Origin of the sequence: Halomonas sp. XH26, assembly GCF_024138895.1 — a bacterium.
Classification (GTDB): domain Bacteria; phylum Pseudomonadota; class Gammaproteobacteria; order Pseudomonadales; family Halomonadaceae; genus Vreelandella; species Vreelandella alkaliphila.
This window is the reverse complement of record NZ_CP071889.1, coordinates 2,219,451-2,238,609: the sequence shown is the minus strand read 5'-3', so window position 1 is coordinate 2,238,609 and position 19,159 is coordinate 2,219,451. Positions and strand designations below refer to the sequence as shown.

The 19,159-nt window shown below is 53.3% G+C and carries 15 protein-coding genes; 6 read left to right on the top strand and 9 right to left on the bottom strand.

Annotated elements, in window-relative coordinates; translation table 11 throughout:
* Positions 1-60: 60 nt before the first annotated feature.
* The 5 genes from relA (at position 61) to rluF (ending at position 7,631) form a co-directional block, all read left to right on the top strand.
* On the top strand, positions 61-2,337 hold the full coding sequence (relA, locus tag J4377_RS10375) for a GTP diphosphokinase (RefSeq protein ID WP_038486888.1): 2,277 nt from the start codon (positions 61-63) through the stop codon (positions 2,335-2,337).
* The gene (gene mazG, locus J4377_RS10370; RefSeq protein ID WP_038485168.1) at positions 2,337-3,176 is read left to right on the top strand and encodes a nucleoside triphosphate pyrophosphohydrolase; all 840 of its coding nucleotides are present in this window, start codon (positions 2,337-2,339) and stop codon (positions 3,174-3,176) included. Before relA ends, mazG begins: the two co-directional genes overlap by 1 nt.
* A gap of 61 nt (positions 3,177-3,237) precedes the next feature.
* Entirely contained in the window at positions 3,238-5,886 is a 2,649-nt protein-coding gene (gene ppc / locus J4377_RS10365; protein WP_253485469.1) for a phosphoenolpyruvate carboxylase, read from the top strand.
* Positions 5,887-5,952: 66 nt separating this feature from the next.
* Positions 5,953-6,498, top strand: a complete 546-nt coding sequence (locus J4377_RS10360; RefSeq protein WP_198349269.1) for a DUF924 family protein — start codon at positions 5,953-5,955, stop codon at positions 6,496-6,498.
* Between the two features lie 68 nt (positions 6,499-6,566).
* Positions 6,567-7,631 carry a 23S rRNA pseudouridine(2604) synthase RluF gene (rluF, locus tag J4377_RS10355; protein WP_253485467.1) on the top strand — a complete coding sequence of 355 codons (1,065 nt, stop codon included), beginning with the start codon at positions 6,567-6,569 and terminating at the stop codon, positions 7,629-7,631.
* A gap of 76 nt (positions 7,632-7,707) precedes the next feature.
* Here the strand turns inward: rluF and J4377_RS10350 are convergent, their stop codons facing one another.
* From J4377_RS10350 to J4377_RS10340, 3 genes are read right to left on the bottom strand one after another with little or no spacing between them, the layout of a single operon-like run.
* On the bottom strand, positions 7,708-8,367 hold the full coding sequence (locus J4377_RS10350) for an aminodeoxychorismate/anthranilate synthase component II (RefSeq protein ID WP_253485465.1): 660 nt from the start codon (positions 8,365-8,367) through the stop codon (positions 7,708-7,710).
* Positions 8,364-9,788: an anthranilate synthase component I family protein gene (locus J4377_RS10345; RefSeq protein ID WP_038485155.1), complete on the bottom strand. Its 1,425-nt coding sequence runs from the start codon at positions 9,786-9,788 to the stop codon at positions 8,364-8,366. The genes J4377_RS10350 and J4377_RS10345 overlap by 4 nt, the downstream gene beginning before the upstream one ends.
* A 2-nt stretch (positions 9,789-9,790) precedes the next feature.
* On the bottom strand, positions 9,791-10,084 hold the full coding sequence (locus J4377_RS10340) for a Trp family transcriptional regulator (protein ID WP_038485152.1): 294 nt from the start codon (positions 10,082-10,084) through the stop codon (positions 9,791-9,793).
* A gap of 118 nt (positions 10,085-10,202) precedes the next feature.
* Here J4377_RS10340 and J4377_RS10335 point away from each other — a divergent pair, with 118 nt between their 5' ends.
* Positions 10,203-12,101, top strand: coding sequence for a monovalent cation:proton antiporter-2 (CPA2) family protein (locus J4377_RS10335; RefSeq protein WP_253485463.1), 1,899 nt, complete (start codon positions 10,203-10,205; stop codon positions 12,099-12,101).
* Here J4377_RS10335 and J4377_RS10330 read toward each other — a convergent pair.
* The 6 genes from J4377_RS10330 to J4377_RS10305 form a co-directional block, all read right to left on the bottom strand.
* The gene (locus tag J4377_RS10330) at positions 12,098-12,667 is read right to left on the bottom strand and encodes a hypothetical protein (RefSeq protein WP_198349097.1); all 570 of its coding nucleotides are present in this window, start codon (positions 12,665-12,667) and stop codon (positions 12,098-12,100) included. The two genes, J4377_RS10335 and J4377_RS10330, sit on opposite strands and share 4 nt — an antisense overlap.
* A gap of 44 nt (positions 12,668-12,711) precedes the next feature.
* On the bottom strand, positions 12,712-13,536 hold the full coding sequence (locus J4377_RS10325; RefSeq protein ID WP_038485143.1) for a class I SAM-dependent methyltransferase: 825 nt from the start codon (positions 13,534-13,536) through the stop codon (positions 12,712-12,714).
* Positions 13,537-13,597: 61 nt separating this feature from the next.
* Positions 13,598-15,301: an AMP-binding protein gene (locus tag J4377_RS10320; RefSeq protein WP_095603109.1), complete on the bottom strand. Its 1,704-nt coding sequence runs from the start codon at positions 15,299-15,301 to the stop codon at positions 13,598-13,600.
* Between the two features lie 66 nt (positions 15,302-15,367).
* Positions 15,368-16,273, bottom strand: coding sequence for a hydroxymethylglutaryl-CoA lyase (locus J4377_RS10315; RefSeq protein WP_198349096.1), 906 nt, complete (start codon positions 16,271-16,273; stop codon positions 15,368-15,370).
* Between the two features lie 10 nt (positions 16,274-16,283).
* On the bottom strand, positions 16,284-18,323 hold the full coding sequence (locus J4377_RS10310; protein WP_038485134.1) for an acetyl/propionyl/methylcrotonyl-CoA carboxylase subunit alpha: 2,040 nt from the start codon (positions 18,321-18,323) through the stop codon (positions 16,284-16,286).
* Complete coding sequence (locus J4377_RS10305) at positions 18,320-19,153, bottom strand: enoyl-CoA hydratase/isomerase family protein (protein WP_038485132.1); 834 nt, start codon at positions 19,151-19,153, stop codon at positions 18,320-18,322. Before J4377_RS10305 ends, J4377_RS10310 begins: the two co-directional genes overlap by 4 nt.
* Between the last annotated feature and the right edge of the window lie 6 nt (positions 19,154-19,159).

Genomic DNA, 19,159 nt, shown 5'->3' with positions numbered 1-19,159 from the left:
GCATCAAGCCTCGGTGACGGAAAGTGGCTAGCCGTCACCCTGAAAGGATGAATGATTGTCATGGTGAAAGTGCGTGAAGACCAGCCGCTTACCGAAAGCGGAAAGGTGGACATACAGCAGTGGTTAGCGCGCCTTCAAGAGGATGTGCGCCTACGTGAACCCGAACGACTATTGCAAGCGTGCGCGCTTGCTGAACAGTTGGAGCGAGAGGCGCCGCAAACCCACCGTGTGTGGCTCTCGCCAGGTTCAAGTTTTCGAATGGGGCTGGAAATGGCCGACATTCTGGCCGAGCTCAAGCTTGATCAAGCAACCCTTGAGGCTGCCGTGCTGTATCGCGCGGTTCGCGAAGGGCTGCTGAGTATAGACGCCGTTACCAAACGGTTTGGCGAAGAGGTCGCTAAGCTGATTGATGGCGTTTTACAAATGGCGGCCATTAGCTACCCACTAGCGCCCAACCATGGTATGGGCCAGCATAATCAGCAGGAAAATCTGCGCAAAATGCTGGTTAACATGGTTGGAGATGTACGCGTTGCATTGATCAAAATTGCTGAACGCACCTGCGCCTTGCGCCAAGTAAAAGATGCGCCCCGTGAAAAGTGCTTACAAGTCGCACGTGAAGTGGCTGATATTTATGCGCCGCTTGCTCATCGACTTGGGATAGGACAAATCAAGTGGGAACTTGAAGACCTATCGTTTCGCTATCTGCATGAAGATGAGTACAAAGCGATTGCTAAGCTGCTGGCTGAAAAGCGCTTAGATCGTGATCGCTATATTCATGACGTGGTGGAAACCATCAAGAGCTTGATGGAAGCCCAGAATATTCACCACTATGACGTCGATGGGCGAGCCAAGCACATTTACTCAATCTGGCGCAAAATGAAGCGCAAACGGATTGATTTTTCCCAGGTGCACGATGTGCGCGCAGTGCGCATTCTGGTACCTGATGTGGCCGATTGTTATACCGTACTCGGAATTGTTCACTCGCGTTGGCACCATGTACCCAACGAGTTTGATGACTATATCGCCAACCCGAAGAAAAACGGTTACCAGTCACTGCATACCGCGGTGATGGGGCCAGAAAATAAGGTGTTGGAAATCCAGATTCGCACCTTTGCTATGCATGACGAAGCAGAATTAGGCGTGTGCGCACACTGGCGATATAAAGGGCATGATACCAACGCCAAAAGCCGTAGCTATGAAGAAAAGATTGCCTGGTTGCGCCAAGTGCTTGAGTGGCAGGATGAAGTGGGTGGCTTTGGCGACCTGCGTGAAGGTCTTTCCAGCGACGTTGCGCCAGACCGCATCTATGTGTTCACTCCCGATGGTCATGTCATTGACCTGCCGCGTATTGCCACACCCATCGACTTCGCCTATCGCGTGCATACCGAAATTGGTCACCGCTGCCGTGGTGCCAAGATTAACGGCCGGATAGTACCGCTTACCTATAAGTTAAAAACCGGCCAGCAGGTCGAGATTTTAACGGCCACCAAAGGCGGCCCCAGCCGCGACTGGTTAAACCCCAGTTTGGGCTATGTGCGCACCTCACGCGCGCGGGCGAAGATTCAGGCATGGTTTAAGTACCAAGCACGAGACCAGAACCTAGACGAAGGGCGGGCGCTGTTCGAGCGTGAGATGCGCCGCTTGGATGTTGAAGGGCTTGACCTTGCTAAGCTTGCTGGTGCTGTTAACTACCAAAACGCCGACGATATGTATGCGGCGCTTGGTGCGGGCGACCTGCGCATCGGCCAAGTGCTTCATCAAGCCCAGCAGTTGTTTGGTGAAACGGACGACCAAGAGCAGTTGGATCGGTTGCTGGCGAAGCCACGCCGCCAGCCAAGCAAAGCGACCAAAAGCGACATCACCGTGCTGGGGGTCGGTAACTTAAAAACCAGCATGGCGAATTGCTGTCGGCCAGTGCCAGGCGAACCGATTGTTGGCTTTATTACCCAAGGTCGCGGCGTCACCGTCCATCGCCAAGATTGCAGCAACATCCTTCAATTGCGCATGGAAGAGCCCCAGCGCATTATCGAAGTAGAGTGGGGCGAACGTGCCCACACCCGTTACCCCGTCACTATTGAAATTCAAGCCTGGGATCGCTCCGGCTTACTACGCGACGTGACAGGGCTACTAGGCAACGAGAAGGTTAATGTATTAGCTGTTAATACGCTGACAGATACTGACGAGGGGATTGCGCGACTGCGCATCACGCTGGAAGTCGACGGTCTTGAATCGTTAGGCCGTTTGTTTTCTCGTATCCAGCAGTTGCCCAACGTGACGGAAGTACGTCGTCTACGTAATGCCGACCCAGAGAAAAACATCCGTAAAGGAGGCGCCTGATGCGTTATAGCGTAGAGGATCTGCTGACATTGATGTCGGTACTTCGCAATGCGGAACAGGGGTGTCCTTGGGATATTAAGCAAGATTGGGACAGCATCGTGCCCCATACGCTGGAAGAAGCTTACGAAGTTGCTGACGCTATTGAGCGGCGCGCTTTTGATGAATTGCCCGGCGAGTTGGGTGACCTGCTGTTCCAAGTGGTCTATTACGCCCAGTTTGGTGCTGAAGAGCAGCGCTTCGACTTTCACGACATCGTCGATACATTGACCGCAAAGATGTTGCGACGTCATCCGCATGTATTTCCTGATGGCACGCTAGCGTCACGGCGTCCACCCGGAGTGAGTGCCGAGGACGTACAAACCCAGCACGTTAATTCACGTTGGGAAGCGCTTAAGGCCGGTGAGCGTGCTGAGCGTTCACAGCAAAGCACGCCCTCTGTACTTGACGATGTTCCGCGCACGCTACCTGCGCTTAGCCGTGCCGCTAAACTCTCGAAGCGTGCCGCCAGGGTCGGGTTCGACTGGCCGGATGCCAGCGGTGTACTGGACAAAATCCGTGAAGAGCTGGCTGAAGTTGAAGAAGCCCTTGCCGAGGGTAACCAACAGCACGCTCAAGAAGAAGTCGGCGATTTGTTGTTTGCAGTGACTAATTTAGCGCGCACATTGGGTGCTGACCCCGAACAGTGCTTGCGTACCACAAATACCAAATTTGAGCGCCGCTTTCGCTACGTAGAGCGCGAGCTTGCCGCCGCTGCGCGTTCGCTAACCGACGCCTCGCTGGATGAAATGGAAACACACTGGCAAGCCGCTAAAGCACAAGAAAAAACGCTTACCCCTTAACAACTGATTTTTAACAACTAGCTTTTAACAACTAATGCGACCCCGTAAGGAGGCCATGCCAATGAGTCACGACCTACACGAATCGCTACGTGATAACGTGCGTATTCTCGGTGATAGCCTGGGCCGTACGATTGCCGATGATTTAGGCCAGTCATTTGTTGATAAAATTGAAACGATTCGTGCCCATGCCAAGCGGGGACGGCAGGGCGATTCATTGCAGCAGCGTGAGCTTATTGAGTATCTGCGCCAGTTGCCCGAACGCGACCTGCTGCCAGTGACGCGCGCGTTTAACCAGTTTTTGAACCTTGCCAACATTGCTGAACAGCACTACCGGGCGCGCTTTCGCCGGGTGGAAGACTACAAGCCTGGTACCCAGCCAGTGCTTGGTGAACTGCTAAGCCGTGCACAGCAGGCGGGTAATTCGCCCCGTAAATTAGTAGAAACCCTGGCCAGTATGCGCGTTGAACTCGTGCTGACTGCCCACCCCACAGAAGTTATCCGCCGCACGTTGATTCAGAAATATGATGCTATCGACGAGTGCCTGACCGCGATTGAAAGCTCTGAGGACTATCCAGAGCGTGGCACTCGCGCCCAGGGGCGCCTGGAAGAGTTGATCAGTCAAGCGTGGCATACCGATGAGATTCGTCATGAGCGGCCAACCCCTGTTGATGAGGCCAAATGGGGTTTCGCGGTTATCGAAAACTCCTTATGGCAGGCAGTGCCAGACTTCCATCGCGATTTGGATAATTTATTACTCGATACTGCCGGAGAGCGTTTGCCGCTAGATGCCGCGCCTATTCGCTACGCTTCCTGGATGGGCGGTGACCGAGATGGCAATCCAAATGTCACCGCGCGGGTGACGCGAGAGGTGCTGTTATTGGGCCGCTGGATGGCCGCCGATCTCTATTTGCGCGATCTTGAGCAGCTGAAAACCGAGCTTTCCATGTGGAAAGCCAACAGCGCCCTGAAGGCAGAGGTGGGAGAAGTTGCTGAGCCTTACCGCGAGCTGCTCAAGCGTCTGCTGAATAAAATGGAAGCCACACGCGACTGGGCAAAAGCAGAGCTGGATGGCCGCAACTATGACGGCGGGCCAATTATTGAAACCCGCGACCAGCTCTACGCACCGCTGCTGGCATGTTACCGCTCGCTGTGTGATGTCGGGCTGGATACCATTGCAAACGGTGCGCTGCTTGATACCTTGCGCCGCGTGGCAGTGTTCGGTGTCACGCTGACCAAACTTGACTTGCGCCAGGAGGCCAGTCGCCATGCCCAGGTAATGGAAGAACTCACCAGTGCGTTGGGCTTGGGGCACTACCAGGACTGGAACGAAGCACAGCGCCAAGAGTTCCTGCTCGCAGAGCTTGAATCAAGCCGGCCGCTGATCCCACGCCGTTGGGAGTGCTCGGCAGAATCCCGCGAAGTGCTCGATACCTTCAAAGTGATTGCTCAAGAGCATGCTGAAGCGTTGGGTACTTATATTATCTCCATGGCTGCCGAGCCTTCGGACGTATTAACCGTTGCGTTATTGATGAAAGAGGTGGGTGGCCAAGTCACGCTACCCATCGCACCGCTGTTTGAAACCCTGAACGACCTTGACCATGCGGGCGATGTCATTGACCAATTGCTGGTGCTTCCCGGTTACCGTGCCCTGGCGAAAGACCGTCAAGAAGTCATGATTGGCTATTCAGACTCTGCTAAAGACGCCGGACAGCTTGCTGCTGCCTGGGCACAGTACCGTGCCCAAGAGTCGTTAGTCGATGTATGTGACAAGCATGGCGTAGATTTGACGCTCTTCCATGGCCGTGGCGGTACCGTTGGGCGCGGTGGAGGTCCCGCGCATGCGGCGATTCTCTCCCAGCCGCCAGGTTCAGTGAATGGCAGCCTACGGGTGACCGAGCAAGGTGAGATGATTCGCTTTAAGTTTGGTCAGCCAGATATCGCGCTGCGCTCTATGGAAATTTACGCCTGTGCGGTCATGGAAGCGACGCTCTTGCCACCGCCCGCACCGGAGCCTGAGTGGCGTGAAGAGATGGACCAACTGGCGAAAGTAGCCCATGCCGCCTATGTGGGCGTAGTGCGTGAAGACCCTGATTTTGTCCCGTATTTCCGTGCTGTCACGCCAGAAGGGGCGCTGGGTAGGCTGCCGCTCGGCTCTCGGCCAACCAAGCGTCGCCAGGATGGTGGCGTGGAAACCTTACGCGCGATTCCGTGGATTTTTGCTTGGACACAGATTCGCTTGATGTTACCTGCTTGGCTGGGCAGCGGTGAGGCGTTCTCGCGACGCCTGGAGCAGCCAGGCGGCCGGGAAGTGCTGCAAGAAATGCGCAGTCAGTGGCCTTTCTTTGGCACCTATCTCGATATGTTGGAAATGCTGTTGGCCAAAGCGGACGTAGCGATTGCAGCTTACTATGAGCATCGCCTAGTCGACGAGCCTTCGCTGAAAGCATTGGGTAAGAAGCTACGTGAGCGTTTTGAGCGGCTTGAAAACGTCGTGCTGGATATCCTTCAGCAAGAGAAGCTGCTTGAAAACACCCCGCTTATTCGCCAAGCAATTGATGTGCGCAACCCTTACATCGACCCGCTTCATGGCTTGCAAGCGGAGCTTCTACAGCGTAATCGGGACGCCGATGGTGCCATTAGTGCCGATCTCTCTCGTGCGCTCATGGTGACCATGGCAGGTATTGCAGCAGGTTTACGCAATACGGGTTAAAAATAACAGTACGCCGCCACTACGTGTGGCGGCGTCGTCATCACCTTATTAGGAATTGGGGGCGTGATGATAAAGGATGCTCAGTCAGTACTGTCGTTTTGGTTTAATGAATTAACGCCAGCGCAGTGGTTTAAAAAAGATACGTCGATGGATCAGCAGATTACCCAGCGTTTCGGCCCACTGCTGACCAAAGCGGCTGCCTGTGAATGTTATGAGTGGCGCAGTACTGCTCGAGGAAGGCTGGCTGAAATTATTGTGTTGGACCAGTTTTCTCGAAATATCTACCGTGACCACCCGCAAGCCTTCGCCAGTGACGCGTTAGCTTTAGCGCTTGCACAGGAAGCGGTTGCTTTAGCAGCGGATAACGAACTGGCTCCCGTCGAGCGTAGTTTTTTATACATGCCTTATATGCACAGTGAGTCTGCCGCTATTCATGAGGTGGCAATGCAGCTGTTTGATCAACCTGGATTAGAGAATAACTTGGATTTCGAGATTCGCCACAAAGCGATCATTGACCGCTTTGGTCGTTATCCCCACCGCAACGAAGTGTTGGGCCGGGTATCTACGCCAGCCGAAATAGAGTTTCTTAAACAACCTGGGTCCGGCTTCTAGTTAGGCTTTTAACATTAGCTTTTGAATTTTGCTTAACCACTTCACCACACTTTTGCCTATGGCGTTTTATGTCGTTACGAAAATCTACCCGCATCAATAAATACATCAGCGAAAGCGGTTTGTGTTCTCGCCGAGAGGCTGACCGCTATGTTGAACAAGGCAACGTTTGGATTAATGGGCGTCGGGCAACGACAGGCGATCAAGTGGTGCCGGGTGATCGGGTTAAGGTCAACGGTCAGGAGATAGAGCCTCAGGAAGAAGAGGATTTGGTGCTTATTGCGCTGAATAAGCCAGTGGGGATTGTCAGTACCACCGAATCCAGCGAAAAAGATAATATTGTTGAATTCGTGAAACATGGCACGCGCATCTTTCCCATCGGGCGTCTCGATAAAGACTCACAGGGGCTGATCTTTCTAACCAATAATGGCGACCTCGTTAATAAAATCCTGCGCGCTAATAATAATCATGAAAAAGAGTATGTGGTTACGGTCAATAAGCCGATTACCGATGAGTTTGTAGCAGGCATGCAGAAGGGGGTACCGATCCTTGGGCAGGTGACTAAAAAGTGTAAAGTGACCAAATCGTCGACGTTTGTGTTCACTATTACGCTGGTGCAAGGGTTGAACCGCCAGATTCGCCGTATGTGCGAGTACTTTGGCTACGAGGTCACCCAGCTTGTTCGCACACGAATAATGAATGTTTCCCTGCAAGGTTTGGCTCTAGGTGATTGGCGGGATTTAACCCCTAAAGAGATTGATACGATTGTCGCGCTGACAGAACGCTCTGAGGCAGTTCCTGACAAGAGCCAGACGGCACGGCCTGATTACAATTCTGGGGCAGGCTCTAACAAACCTAAAAAAACAGCCACCAAGGGGAAGCAGAAACAGGGGAGGCAGAAACAGGGGCACCAGAAGCCGGCTAGGCCAGGAGCTAAAGCGGTTGGCAGCAAACCGCCACCTAAGGGCAAAAAAGCTGCCAGCGGAAAAGCGCGTATTGGCCCGAAGGCTAGTGCATCGGGTAAGCCACACCCTAAGGCCAAAGCTGCTGGCGCGGGTAAGCCTAGCGTAAAAGGTAAGGCCGGGGCTAAGCCAGTTGGTAAAGGCCGTGTTGGTCGGGCGAAAGGGAAGCGTTAGGTAAAAATAGAAAGGCGGGCAGCCCTGGGTGCCCGCCTTTAGCGCCTAACCTATTGCATACCTACAAGCTGATGGATCAGGCAAATAAGAAGTTAGCAATTAGTTCTTTGCCACCTTCTGTGGCAAACGATTCGGGGTGAAACTGAATGCCGTGAATGGGGTAATCACGGTGCTTAACGCCCATCAATTCAAACTCACCCACTGTTTGCCAGTGGCTGCGTTGCTCAAATTTTTCAGCACCTAGCGCGCCCACTGTTGCAGTCACTTCCAGGCAGTCGGGCAGGGTGAACGCGTCGGCAATCAATGAGTGATAGCGCATCACCTCAAGCTGGTCGGGTACGCCATTAAATACCGAGCAATTGTTGTGGTTGATCGGACTGATTTTGCCGTGCATCGGTAAAGGCGCTTTTACCACCTTGCCGCCAAAAACGTGAACAATGCCCTGCATGCCCAGGCAAACGCCCAACAATGGTGTGGTTTTGCCGAGTTTCTCGATAACGTCGGCACAGACGCCAAAGTAACGCGGATCATCCGGCGAGCCTGGACCAGGAGAGATTATAATCCGATCAGGCGCCATGGCTTCTATCGCTTTTAAGTCGATTTGGTTGTTGCGCTTAACAATAATCTCGAAATGGGGCAGCTCGCCGCGGTTCTTCTGCGTGGTTAAAATCTCACCAATAAACTGATACAGGTTATAGGTGAAGGAGTCGTAGTTATCGATAATTAGCACCTTCATGCTTGGCTCTCCATGTCCATATCCGCGCTCATAAAAGGGGCAAGGGCTTTACGGGTGCCAGCAAATTTGCGGCGAATTTCTTCGTATTCATCCTCGGCGTTGCTATCAAACACGTTGCCGCCACAGGTTTGCACGTAAGCGCTTTCACCGTTTACAAAGACCGTACGAATGGGAATCGCGAAGGTGCAGTCGCCATTAAAAGAGAATTGGCCAACCGCGCCGCCATAAGGGCCACGACCGTCAATTTCTAAATCATCAATGATTTTCATTGCTTCGATTTTTGGCGCGCCCGTCAGCGTACCCGCAGGGAAGTTGCTGGCAAGGGATGTAAACATATCTTCGCCCTCGGCAATAATGCCAACAATTTCACTGGAGATATGCTGCACGTGGCTAAAGCGCTTGATGTCCATCAGGCTTCGTACTTTCACCGTGCCAAATTGCGCCACCCGGCCAATATCATTGCGATGCAAATCCACAATCATATTATGCTCGGCAATCTCTTTGGGGTCGTTGAGTAGCGCGCGGGCTAACTGCGTGTCTTCTTGCGGGGTTTTGCCACGAGTGGTAGTGCCTGCCAGCGGGAAGGTCTCCATCTCGCCCTGGCGGAGCCTGAACAGAAGCTCGGGGCTTGCGCCAATCAGCTTTTGCTCGCCGAATTTCACGTAGTACATCTGTGGCGATGGGTTAATGGTACGCAACTGATCGTAGAGCGCTAGCGTATCGCCTTTAATGCTAAAGCGCTTTTTAAAGCCGACTTCGCACTGGAAAACCTTACCGTCGATGATGTCCTGCTTCACCTTGGCCACCGCTTCGGCGTGCTCTTCGCGGCTCATGGTGTCGCCCAGCGCAGTGATGTGTAATGAGCCTGGCGGGATATCTTCAGCGTCGATCAAGGTTTGCAGAAACTCGTAGCGACTGTTGTCGTAATAAAAATAGGTCACTTCCCCGGTCATTTTGTCGAGGATCAAACCATCTTTATAAAGGCCAAATCGAAACGTGTCGAAATCGTCGCTAGCTTTCAACGATAACGAAGGCTCAAAGTATTGCATAGCGTCATAACCAAGATAACCACTTAGTCCGCCTGCATACTTACGAGAAATAATATTCTGCGGAATCAAGCTGCGTAGCAACTCATAAGGGTTATCGCTTGGATAGTGGTTTGCATTACCGTCACGATCTTCAATAGTTAATGTGCCGCCATTGGCGTAAAGCGTGTACTCAGGATCAAAGCCAATAATCGAGTGGCGAGCCATATGGCTATCTTCGCCTAGTGATTCCAGCATATAGCAGGTATCAAATTGGCGTTCAATTTTTTGAAACAGAGCAAAAAAGTCACAGTCCGCCGCCAGGGTGACGTAGTGAGGCTTGCGCGACAGCGTAAAAGGCTGCGGGCCTGATGAAGCAGGCGTAGTCGTCGTCATGATTAATCGGTCCGTGAAGTGGGTGACGGTAGTGATGAAGGTAACGTTGAAGAGGGTAATGTGGTTAAAGCGCGCGAACCGCGGGATACCGTGGCAATACCGACGCCCAGGATTTCAGCGATTTTGCGGTGGGGGACTCCTTCACGCAAAAGCTTAAAAATCTGTAGGCGTTTGCAGATTTCTTGGTACTCTGCGGGCGTTAACAAGCTGGCGAGTGCCTCGTCCATTGCTTCTGGCGAATCAATGGCAAGTAAATAGCGTACTAAATCAGCCTGATGGTCATCATCAAATGACATAAAGTGAGTTCACCGTATTGCCACAAAAGTAAGGAAATAAGTTGCTGTACTAGCGTACTAGTACGGTATCCTATTACGCAATGAAGTCAAGCCATTCGTGTTAATTTGAGGAAGCCCGATGACCGACTATTTTATTCAAGCGTTTATCTATCTCATTGCAGCGGTAATCGCTGTCCCCCTTGCCAAGCGGTTTGGACTTGGTTCGGTGCTCGGTTATTTGGTAGCTGGGGTGGTGATAGGCCCAATGCTGGGATTAGTCGGCCAGGAAACCACCACGATTCAGCACTTCGCCGAGTTTGGTGTAGTGATGATGCTGTTTTTAGTCGGTATGGAGCTCGACCCAAAAGGGTTGTGGGCCATGCGGGTAAGCTTGATTGGGATGGGTGGTTTACAGGTGCTGATAACAGCCGCTGCAGGTACCGCTGTTGCTTGGTGGCTGGGACTTGCTTGGCAAACATCCTTGGCCATCGGTTTGATTTTCGCGCTTTCCTCAACGGCGATTGTGCTACAAACCCTAAACGAAAAAGGACTCACGAAAACTGAAGGTGGGCGTAGCGCGTTTTCGGTGCTGCTATTTCAAGACATCGCGGTGATCCTGATGTTGGCGTTGATCCCACTATTGGCGCTCCCTGAACTAATGGGAGAAGGTGGTAGTTATGCTGAACATAGCAGCCTTAGCCTTGTCGAGGGTATGCCAGCATGGCTCCACGGGCTGGTGGTGGTTGGGGCTATCGGGATCGTAATTATTAGTGGGCATTACCTTGGGCCAGTACTGTTTCGCTATGTGGTTTCCTCTGGCTTGAGAGAGGTATTTACAGCTGCCGCTTTAATGCTGGTCATTGGCATTGCTGCGCTAATGGGGATTGTCAATTTGTCTCCAGCGCTTGGCGCGTTTTTAGCCGGTATCGTACTCGCTAACAGCGAATTCAAGCACGAAATCGAGGCCAACATCGAACCGTTTAAAGGGCTTTTGCTCGGTCTGTTTTTTATCACGGTTGGGGCTGGTATCGACTTTCAGGTACTCACGTCACAGTGGCCAGCTGTGCTGGTATTAGTGCTTGGTGTTATTGTTGTAAAGGGCATTATTCTGTTCGGGCTAGCCATGTTGTTCCGGGTCCGCGATAGCAATGGCTGGTTGTTTACGTTAAGCCTTGCTCAGGCGGGGGAATTCGGATTTGTGCTGTTAACTTACAGCGTGCAGAGCAACGTTATTCCTGTTGATGTATCGCAATTACTTTCGCTTGTTGTCGCGTTTTCCATGTTTGCGACGCCGCTATTGTTTATTGCCTACGACCGCTTAGTGTTGCCGCGCTACCAAACAGCTAAAAATGATACGCGCGATGCCGATAAGATCGAAGAGCAAGCGCCGGTGATTATCGCCGGTGTCGGTCGTTTTGGGCAGGTTGTATGTCGCTTGTTGCGCGCCAATAACATTCCCATCGTGGCTTTGGATCTCGAAATTGAGCAAATTGAACTCCTCCGCCATATTCGGATTAAAAGCTACTTTGGCGATGCTAGTCGCCCAGATCTTCTAGAAACCGCGGGTATTGCGCATGCGCGAGTGATGGTAGTGGCGATTGATGATCGCGATCGTGCTGTTGATATGGTGAAGCACGTCAAGCATTACTATCCCAACGTTTGGGTATTGGCGCGTGCATTTGACCGTGGCCATGGGTATCAGCTTCGCGAAGCAGGGGCTGACGATATAACCAGAGAGGTTTATCACTCTGCGCTGGAGCTAGGCGGCCATACGTTAACGGCTATGGGTGTGCATCCTATGCGTGCCAAGCAGATGATCGACTCGTTTGAGCAACACGAAAATGCTCATGAAGATGAGCTGTTTGAAGCCTGGAAAGAGATTGAGGAGGGTATTAGCTTTAGCCCGCGTTACGGCGAACTGTTTATGAAACTGGAAGAGGCGCTGAGTAGGTCAATGCGGCACGGTTGGGATGAGTCAAATCAAGCTGAAGAACCCGTATGGACGTCGCCTGAACAGGCATCCGAAGAAAACCGCTAAAACGGCAGATGCAGAGAGGCGCTTAACATATTGAGGTGGCTGAGGGTGGGAGCGTCGATGCGTTCGTACTCTACGCGGCTTTCCAAGCGATTGATGGTCATGGTGGCGCCAAAGCCTTGCAGGAAGGCGGTGCCGCCGTCGTCGGCCAGTGGTTGATCGGTTTCGCCACGCCACTCGGTGAGGCCAGACTTAGCGTAAATACTAAAGGCGCCCATTCGCACGCCTGCGACGATCGCTCCGCCTAAGCTGAGAGTATCCATAATAATAGGATCAACATTGGAGGCGATGGGGACTTCTTCGCTTTCGCGGTAGGCAATTTCTGCGCCAATATCCAGCTGTGGTAACTGCCATGGACTAAAGCCGGCCGTAAAGCGGAAGCCAGTGGTGTAACTATCGAGGCTGCTTAAGTCGCTGCCTTCTAGAACAACACCATTGCGCAGGGCCATAAACTCGCTGTTGGGAGACGCATAGGCGAGGTCGGTATCTCCGCCGCTGGCTAAACAGCCCATAAATGGCAGCATGGAACCAGCAACACTACAAAACAGGGTGCTTGCCAAGCGTTTCATTGGCGTTCCTCGTGTCCCTGACTAAGGAAGTTATCTTAATCAGCCTAGCAACGGGCGCTGATTTCTACCACATTAATTGCGTTATTTGATAAGTTTTCTAGCAGATTTTTACCCATTTTCAAAAAGCGCTCGCCAAATACCCATTGCGGAGAAAGCACGGCGACGGTATTCGTTTGCTCTTTTTGTCGCTGTCGCTGACGCCACTCAAGCGCAGTGCTGCTCCAATCTTCACTGTGCTGGAGCTGAAAGCCGTTTGCTGCCAGCAAGTCAGTCAGTTCAGTCATCGAAAGTAAGTGTGAATGCTCTGGCGATGCTGCCCAAGGAACCGGGTAGCGCAATTCGGCAAAGTTTTTACCACTAACGACTTCATGCATGACAAGCTTGCCGCCTGGGCGTAGCACTCGTCGGCTTTCGGCAATAACGCGGGCCGGGTCGGGCATGTTCATCAGGCTGTGCTGAAATAGCACGGCATCAAATGTGTTCTCCGGAAAGGGTAATTCACAGGCATCTCCGGTAACCCAGCTAAGTGACGAATTTGCCGGAGAAGCCGATAAGTTAGTCAGTGCCTGATTAAGTACGTTAAAGCGGTGGGTGATATCTAAACCGGTAAGTTGAAAACCTAGCGCTGCCCCTTGACGCATTAATCCGCCTAAGCCTGAGCCTATATCAAGCACCTTTGTATGTTGTGAAGGATCAAGTAGGTTAAGCAGCTTTTTAGAGGCGGCAATACCACCGATATGTAGCTGGTCTAGCGGGGCAAGTTGGTGAAGCGTTGGGCCATCGGGGTAATGGGTGTGAATTTGTCTAAGGATAGCGTCATCGCGTAACCCTTGGTGGTAATGCTCTGCTAGCTGCTGTTGAGTGGACATGTTGGTGTCTCAATACCTTACAAAAATTAACGCCGACCACGGGCCGGCGTTAATTAAAGGGTTATTTTTGATCCTCAAGCCCAAGCTCTTGGATAGAAATTTCGCGCATTTTAAATTTCTGAATTTTACCGGTTACCGTCATCGGGAACTCATCAACAAATTTAAAGTAGCGAGGAATCTTAAAGTGAGTGATTTTGCCTTTGCAGTACTCGCGCAGGTCTTCTCCAGTGACTTCTCCTGCGCTGCTGTTGAGTTTCACCCAAGCAATTAACTCTTCGCCATACTTCTTATCCGGAACACCGGTGACCTGTACTTCTGAAATCGCAGGGTGGGCGTATAAAAACTCCTCGATCTCTTTAGGGTATACATTCTCACCGCCGCGAATCACCATGTCTTTAATGCGGCCAACGATCTGGATGTAGCCTTCCTCGTCCATCGTGGCAAGATCGCCCGTATGCATCCAACCGGCTTCATCAATGGCTTCAGCCGTGGCTTTGTCATTGTTCCAGTACTTTAGCATCACACTGTAGCCACGGGTGCATAACTCGCCAATTTCACCACGGGGCAGAATGCCGCCGTTGCCAGGATCGACGATCTTGCTTTCCAGGTGGGGTTGGGTGCGGCCAACGGTGGAAACGCGCTTATCAATGGTGTCGTTAGCGCCGGTTTGGGTGGAAACCGGGCTGGTTTCTGTCATGCCGTAGGCGATCTGTACGCCTTTCATGTTCATCTTTTCGATGACCTGCTTCATGATTTCAGCAGGACAAATAGAACCCGCCATAATGCCGGTGCGCAGCGTGGAAAAATCAGTAGTGGCAAAGTCGGGGTGCTCTAGTTCGGCGATGAACATAGTGGGTACGCCGTAAAGCGCGGTGGCTTTTTGCTCGTGTACCGCTTTTAGCACTTTACCGGGGTCGAACCCTTCATCCGGATAAATCATCGCCGCGCCATGGGTCATGCAGCCCAGGTTACCCATCACCATGCCGAAGCAGTGGTAGAGCGGTACGGGGATGATCAAGCGGTCTTCGCTGGTAAAGCCCATGCTTTCGGCAACAAAGAAGCCATTGTTGAGGATGTTGTGGTGAGAGAGCGTCGCGCCTTTCGGAAAGCCCGTTGTGCCCGAGGTGTACTGAATATTGATCGGGTCATCAAACTGTAGCGTGGCCTGCAGGTCATCAACATCCGTCTGGCTGACCTTGTTGGCTTCGTTAATGAAGTCTTCCCAGCGCCACATACCACTATGCTTGTCAGTGCTCAGATTAATGATGCACTCAAGATCAGGTAGCTTTTGTGCTTTTAGCTGACCCTCTGCGCTGCTATTTAGCTCAGGCGCGAGCTCAAACAGCATGGCGGTGTAATCAGAGCTTTTGAATTGATTGGCAGTGACTAAAAAGCGCGCACCGGATTGATTAAGCGCGTAATCCAGCTCATGAGTACGATAAGAGGGGTTAATGTTGACTAAGATGGCGCCAATCTTGGCGGTGGCAAACTGGGTTAGGGTCCATTCGCAGCAGTTTGGTGCCCAGATGGCAACCCGGTCGCCTTTTTTTACGCCAATGGCCAGCAACGCACGTGCGCAACGGTTAACTTCTTCCTGAAGCTGGCGGTAGCTCCAATGAATGTTCTGATGAAGGGCGATTAGCGCGTCGTTGTCGGGATACTGTGCGGCGATTTGATCAAATTTATCGCCAATGGTCATGCCCAGCAGCGGCTTATCTGCGGTGCTGCTGGTGTAGCTAGGTAGGGTGTGTGCAGGTGATGCCATGGATGTCTCTCCGAACTGTTTTTTTTGTCTCAACGGGAAGAAAGCAGTTGGCTTCTATATTTATTATTAGCTAACCGTACTTATGGCCAACGCGACTTTAGAACTGGGCTTGCGACCAAGCTGCTGAGTGATCCAGACGCCTGTATCAATCACTGCCTGGAGGTCTATGCCGGTTTTAATGCCCAGCCCCTCCAGCAGGTAAAGTACGTCTTCTGTGGCCACATTGCCGGATGCACCTTTGGCATAGGGGCAGCCACCAAGCCCTGCAGTCGCTGCGTCAATCACGCTCACGCCTTCTTCCATTACGGCATATAAGTTAGCTAGCGCCATGCCATAGGTGTCATGGAAATGGGCCGCTAAATGCTCGATAGGCACCTGCTGACGGGCAGCCTCAATCATCCGCTTAGCGGCTAGCGGCGTGCCGACACCGATGGTGTCACCCAGAGAGATTTCATAGCAGCCCATCTCATAAAGTGCGCTGGCTACCTCGGCAACTTTTTGCGGTGAAATATCCCCTTCATAGGGGCAGCCCAGCACGCAGGACACATAGCCACGCACCCGCACACCTGCTTCGTTGGCTCGCGCAAGCACTGGCTCAAAGCGTGTCAGCGACTCAGCAATCGAGCAGTTGATGTTTTTCTGAGAAAACGCCTCAGAAGCGGCGCCAAATACCGCTACTTCCTCAACGCCGGCTGCCAGTGCTCCTTCCAGGCCTTTCAGGTTAGGCGTTAACGCCGAATAAACCACGCCGGGTTTGCGGGCAATACCGCGCATAACTTCGCTGGCATCGCCCATTTGTGGTACCCATTTTGGCGAGACAAAGCTGGCGGCCTCAATATGGGTAAGGCCAGCATTCGCCAGCCGTTCGATTAGTTCGATTTTGGTGGCGGTGGGCACTAGGGTGCCCGGTTCGTTTTGCAGGCCATCGCGGGGGGCCATTTCAAACAGTTTAATAGACGTAGGTAGTGCCATCGGTTAGCTCCTATTCGCTGGGGGCAAAGTCGAGTAGCACGTCACCTTGACTCACGGTATCGCCCGACTGGAAGTGGAACGTCTCCACGCTACCGTCGGCAGGCGCGGTCATGGTGTGCTCCATCTTCATCGCTTCCATGACCATCAACGGCATGCCTTTCTCGACCGCCGCGCCAGGCTCTACCAGCAGCGCGACAACGGTGCCATTCATGGGGGCAGTCAGCGTTGATTCCGCTTCATGGTGACCGTGGTCAATGGCATCGATGCGTCGCCAGAAGAGGCGTGTTTCGCCACTGGGTTCAGCCATCACCACGATATGGCCATCGCGGCGTGCCTGTAGACGGCGGCGGTGGCCGTTTAGCGTGACGGCTACCGCATCACCTGTCAGCGATTGTAGGCTAGCGGTCAACGTTTGATCACCAATGGTCAGATTCCACAGCGATTCGCCGCTTTCGCGCTTACCTTCAACAATCACCACCGCTGCGTCGCTGTCGGCTGCCTGGGCACTTGCCGGGTCACATAGCGCAATACGAATGGTATGGGGGGCATTCAAGCGGAAGCCGTCATGGCGATCCCAAGGAGAGTCGCTCTCGCACTCTTGGGCCAGTTGGTTCAGGCCGATCAGCGCGGCGCTGGCATACGCTTCGGTAGAGTAGCTGCGCGGAGCAAACAGGGTGGCTTCGTTGCGTTCGATAAAACGCGTGTCGAGCTCGACGTTTTTAAAGCCGGGGTGATTTGCCAAGCGTTGCAGGAAGGCGCGGTTCGTCACCACGCCCTGTACATCCAGCGCCGCCAAAGCGCGGTTGAGAGTGGCCAGCGCCGCATCCCGGTCAGCGCCGTGAACAATCAGTTTGGCCAGCATGGGATCGTAGTGCATGGAAACCACATCGCCACTTTCCACGCCACTGTCTAAACGCACCCGATCGCTATCTAAGTCGGCACCTTCTAAATCCAAGGCGAAGCGAGTCAACAAACCGGTAGCCGGTAGGAAATCTTGCTCCGGGTCTTCGGCATACAGGCGCGCTTCAAAACTATGGCCGGTGATGGTCAGCTCGTCTTGTGTGCAGGGGAGTGGTTCGCCCATCGCAACGCGCAGCTGCCATTCGACCAAATCCTGGCCGGTAATCATTTCAGTAACGGGATGCTCAACCTGCAGGCGCGTATTCATTTCCATAAAGTAGAACGAGCCGTCGGCATCGAGCAGAAACTCCACAGTACCTGCGCCCACATAGCCAATTTCTTTTGCCGCGCGAACGGCAGCATCGCCCATCGCACTGCGCAGTTCGGGCGTCATGCCAGGGGCGGGCGCTTCTTCTATGACTTTCTGATGGCGGCGCTGCACGCTGCAATCCCGCTCGAATAGGTACACGCCATTGCCGTAGCGGTCGCAGAATACCTGTACTTCGACGTGACGAGGCTGCACTAGGTATTTCTCAATCAGCATACGGTCGTCGCCGAAAGCGGCGCTGGATTCGCGCCGACAGCCATCAAGCGCTGCCTTAAATCCTTCGCCGCTTTCAACCACGCGCATGCCTTTACCACCACCACCGGCGCTGGCTTTCAACATCACTGGATAACCGATTTTGTCGGCTTCGCTGCGCAGCAGCGCATCATCCTGGTCGTCACCATGATACCCAGGCACCAGCGGTACGCCCGCATTGGCCATACGCGCTTTCGCGGCAGATTTATCGCCCATCGCGGCAATTGCCGACGCAGGGGGGCCAACAAAGATGATGCCCGCTTGCTCAAGGGCTTTAACAAACCCACCGTTTTCTGAAAGAAAGCCGTAGCCGGGGTGAATGGCGCCAGTGCCAGTGCGTTTGGCGGCATCGATAACCGCATCAACATTAAGGTAGCTTTCGCGGGCGGCGGCAGGGCCTAAGCGAACGGCTTCATCGGCCTCGCGTACATGGCGAGCCGTGGCATCGGCATCTGAATAAACGGCAACCGTTTTCAGCCCCATGCGGCGGGCGGTGCGCATTACGCGACAGGCAATTTCACCGCGATTAGCCACTAGCAACGTGTCGAATTTAGTAAGGTCAAGCGTCATGAGCGTGGCTCCGCAGCAGTGTTGGGTTCTTGAAGGCCAGACGGTTGCGTCCAGGCAGGGCGGCGTTTTTCAAAAAAGCTAGCTAAGCCCTCTTGACCCTCTTGGCTCACCCGCAGTTTGGAGATCACTTGGCAGGTGTGTTCTCGGGTGGCGTCGCTGTCGGGTGCCTGAGCCACGCTTGCCAGCAGTGCTTTGGTTGCCCGTTGGGCTTGGGGAGAACCACCCAGCAGGGTGTCGAGCATGGCATCTACGGCGCTATCCAAGGCATCGTGTTCCACCACTTGGTGAACCAAGCCGAGCGCCATCGCCGTTGGCGCATCCATCACTTCAGCAGTGAGTGCGTAACGGCGCATTTGGCGTTCGCCAAGCGCGCGCTGAACATAGGGGCTAATCACCGCGGGCGATAGGCCAATTTTTACTTCCGACAGGCAGAATTTAGCTTTATCTGAAGCGATTACCAGATCGCAACAGGCGGCTAGACCCACCGCGCCACCAAAGGCCGCTCCCTGAACTCGGCAAACGGTAGGGCAAGGTAGGGTGTCTAACCCGAACATAAGCGCCGACAGTTTGCGTGAGTCCGCTAGGTTGTCTTCCAAGCCGTAATCGACCATGCGCTTCATCCAGTTGAGATCAGCGCCAGCAGAGAAACTCTTACCTTCAGAGCCAAGCACCACCACCCGAACGTCACCGGCGTTGGCCAGCGCGTGTAATTCGTCTAAATGGGCGTTCAGTTCAGCGATCAGGCTGTCGTCAAAGGCGTTATGCACCTCTGGGCGGTTTAACGTCAGGCGCGCCACGCCTTCTTCGATCAGTAGCGTTGAGTAAGCCATAGTGTT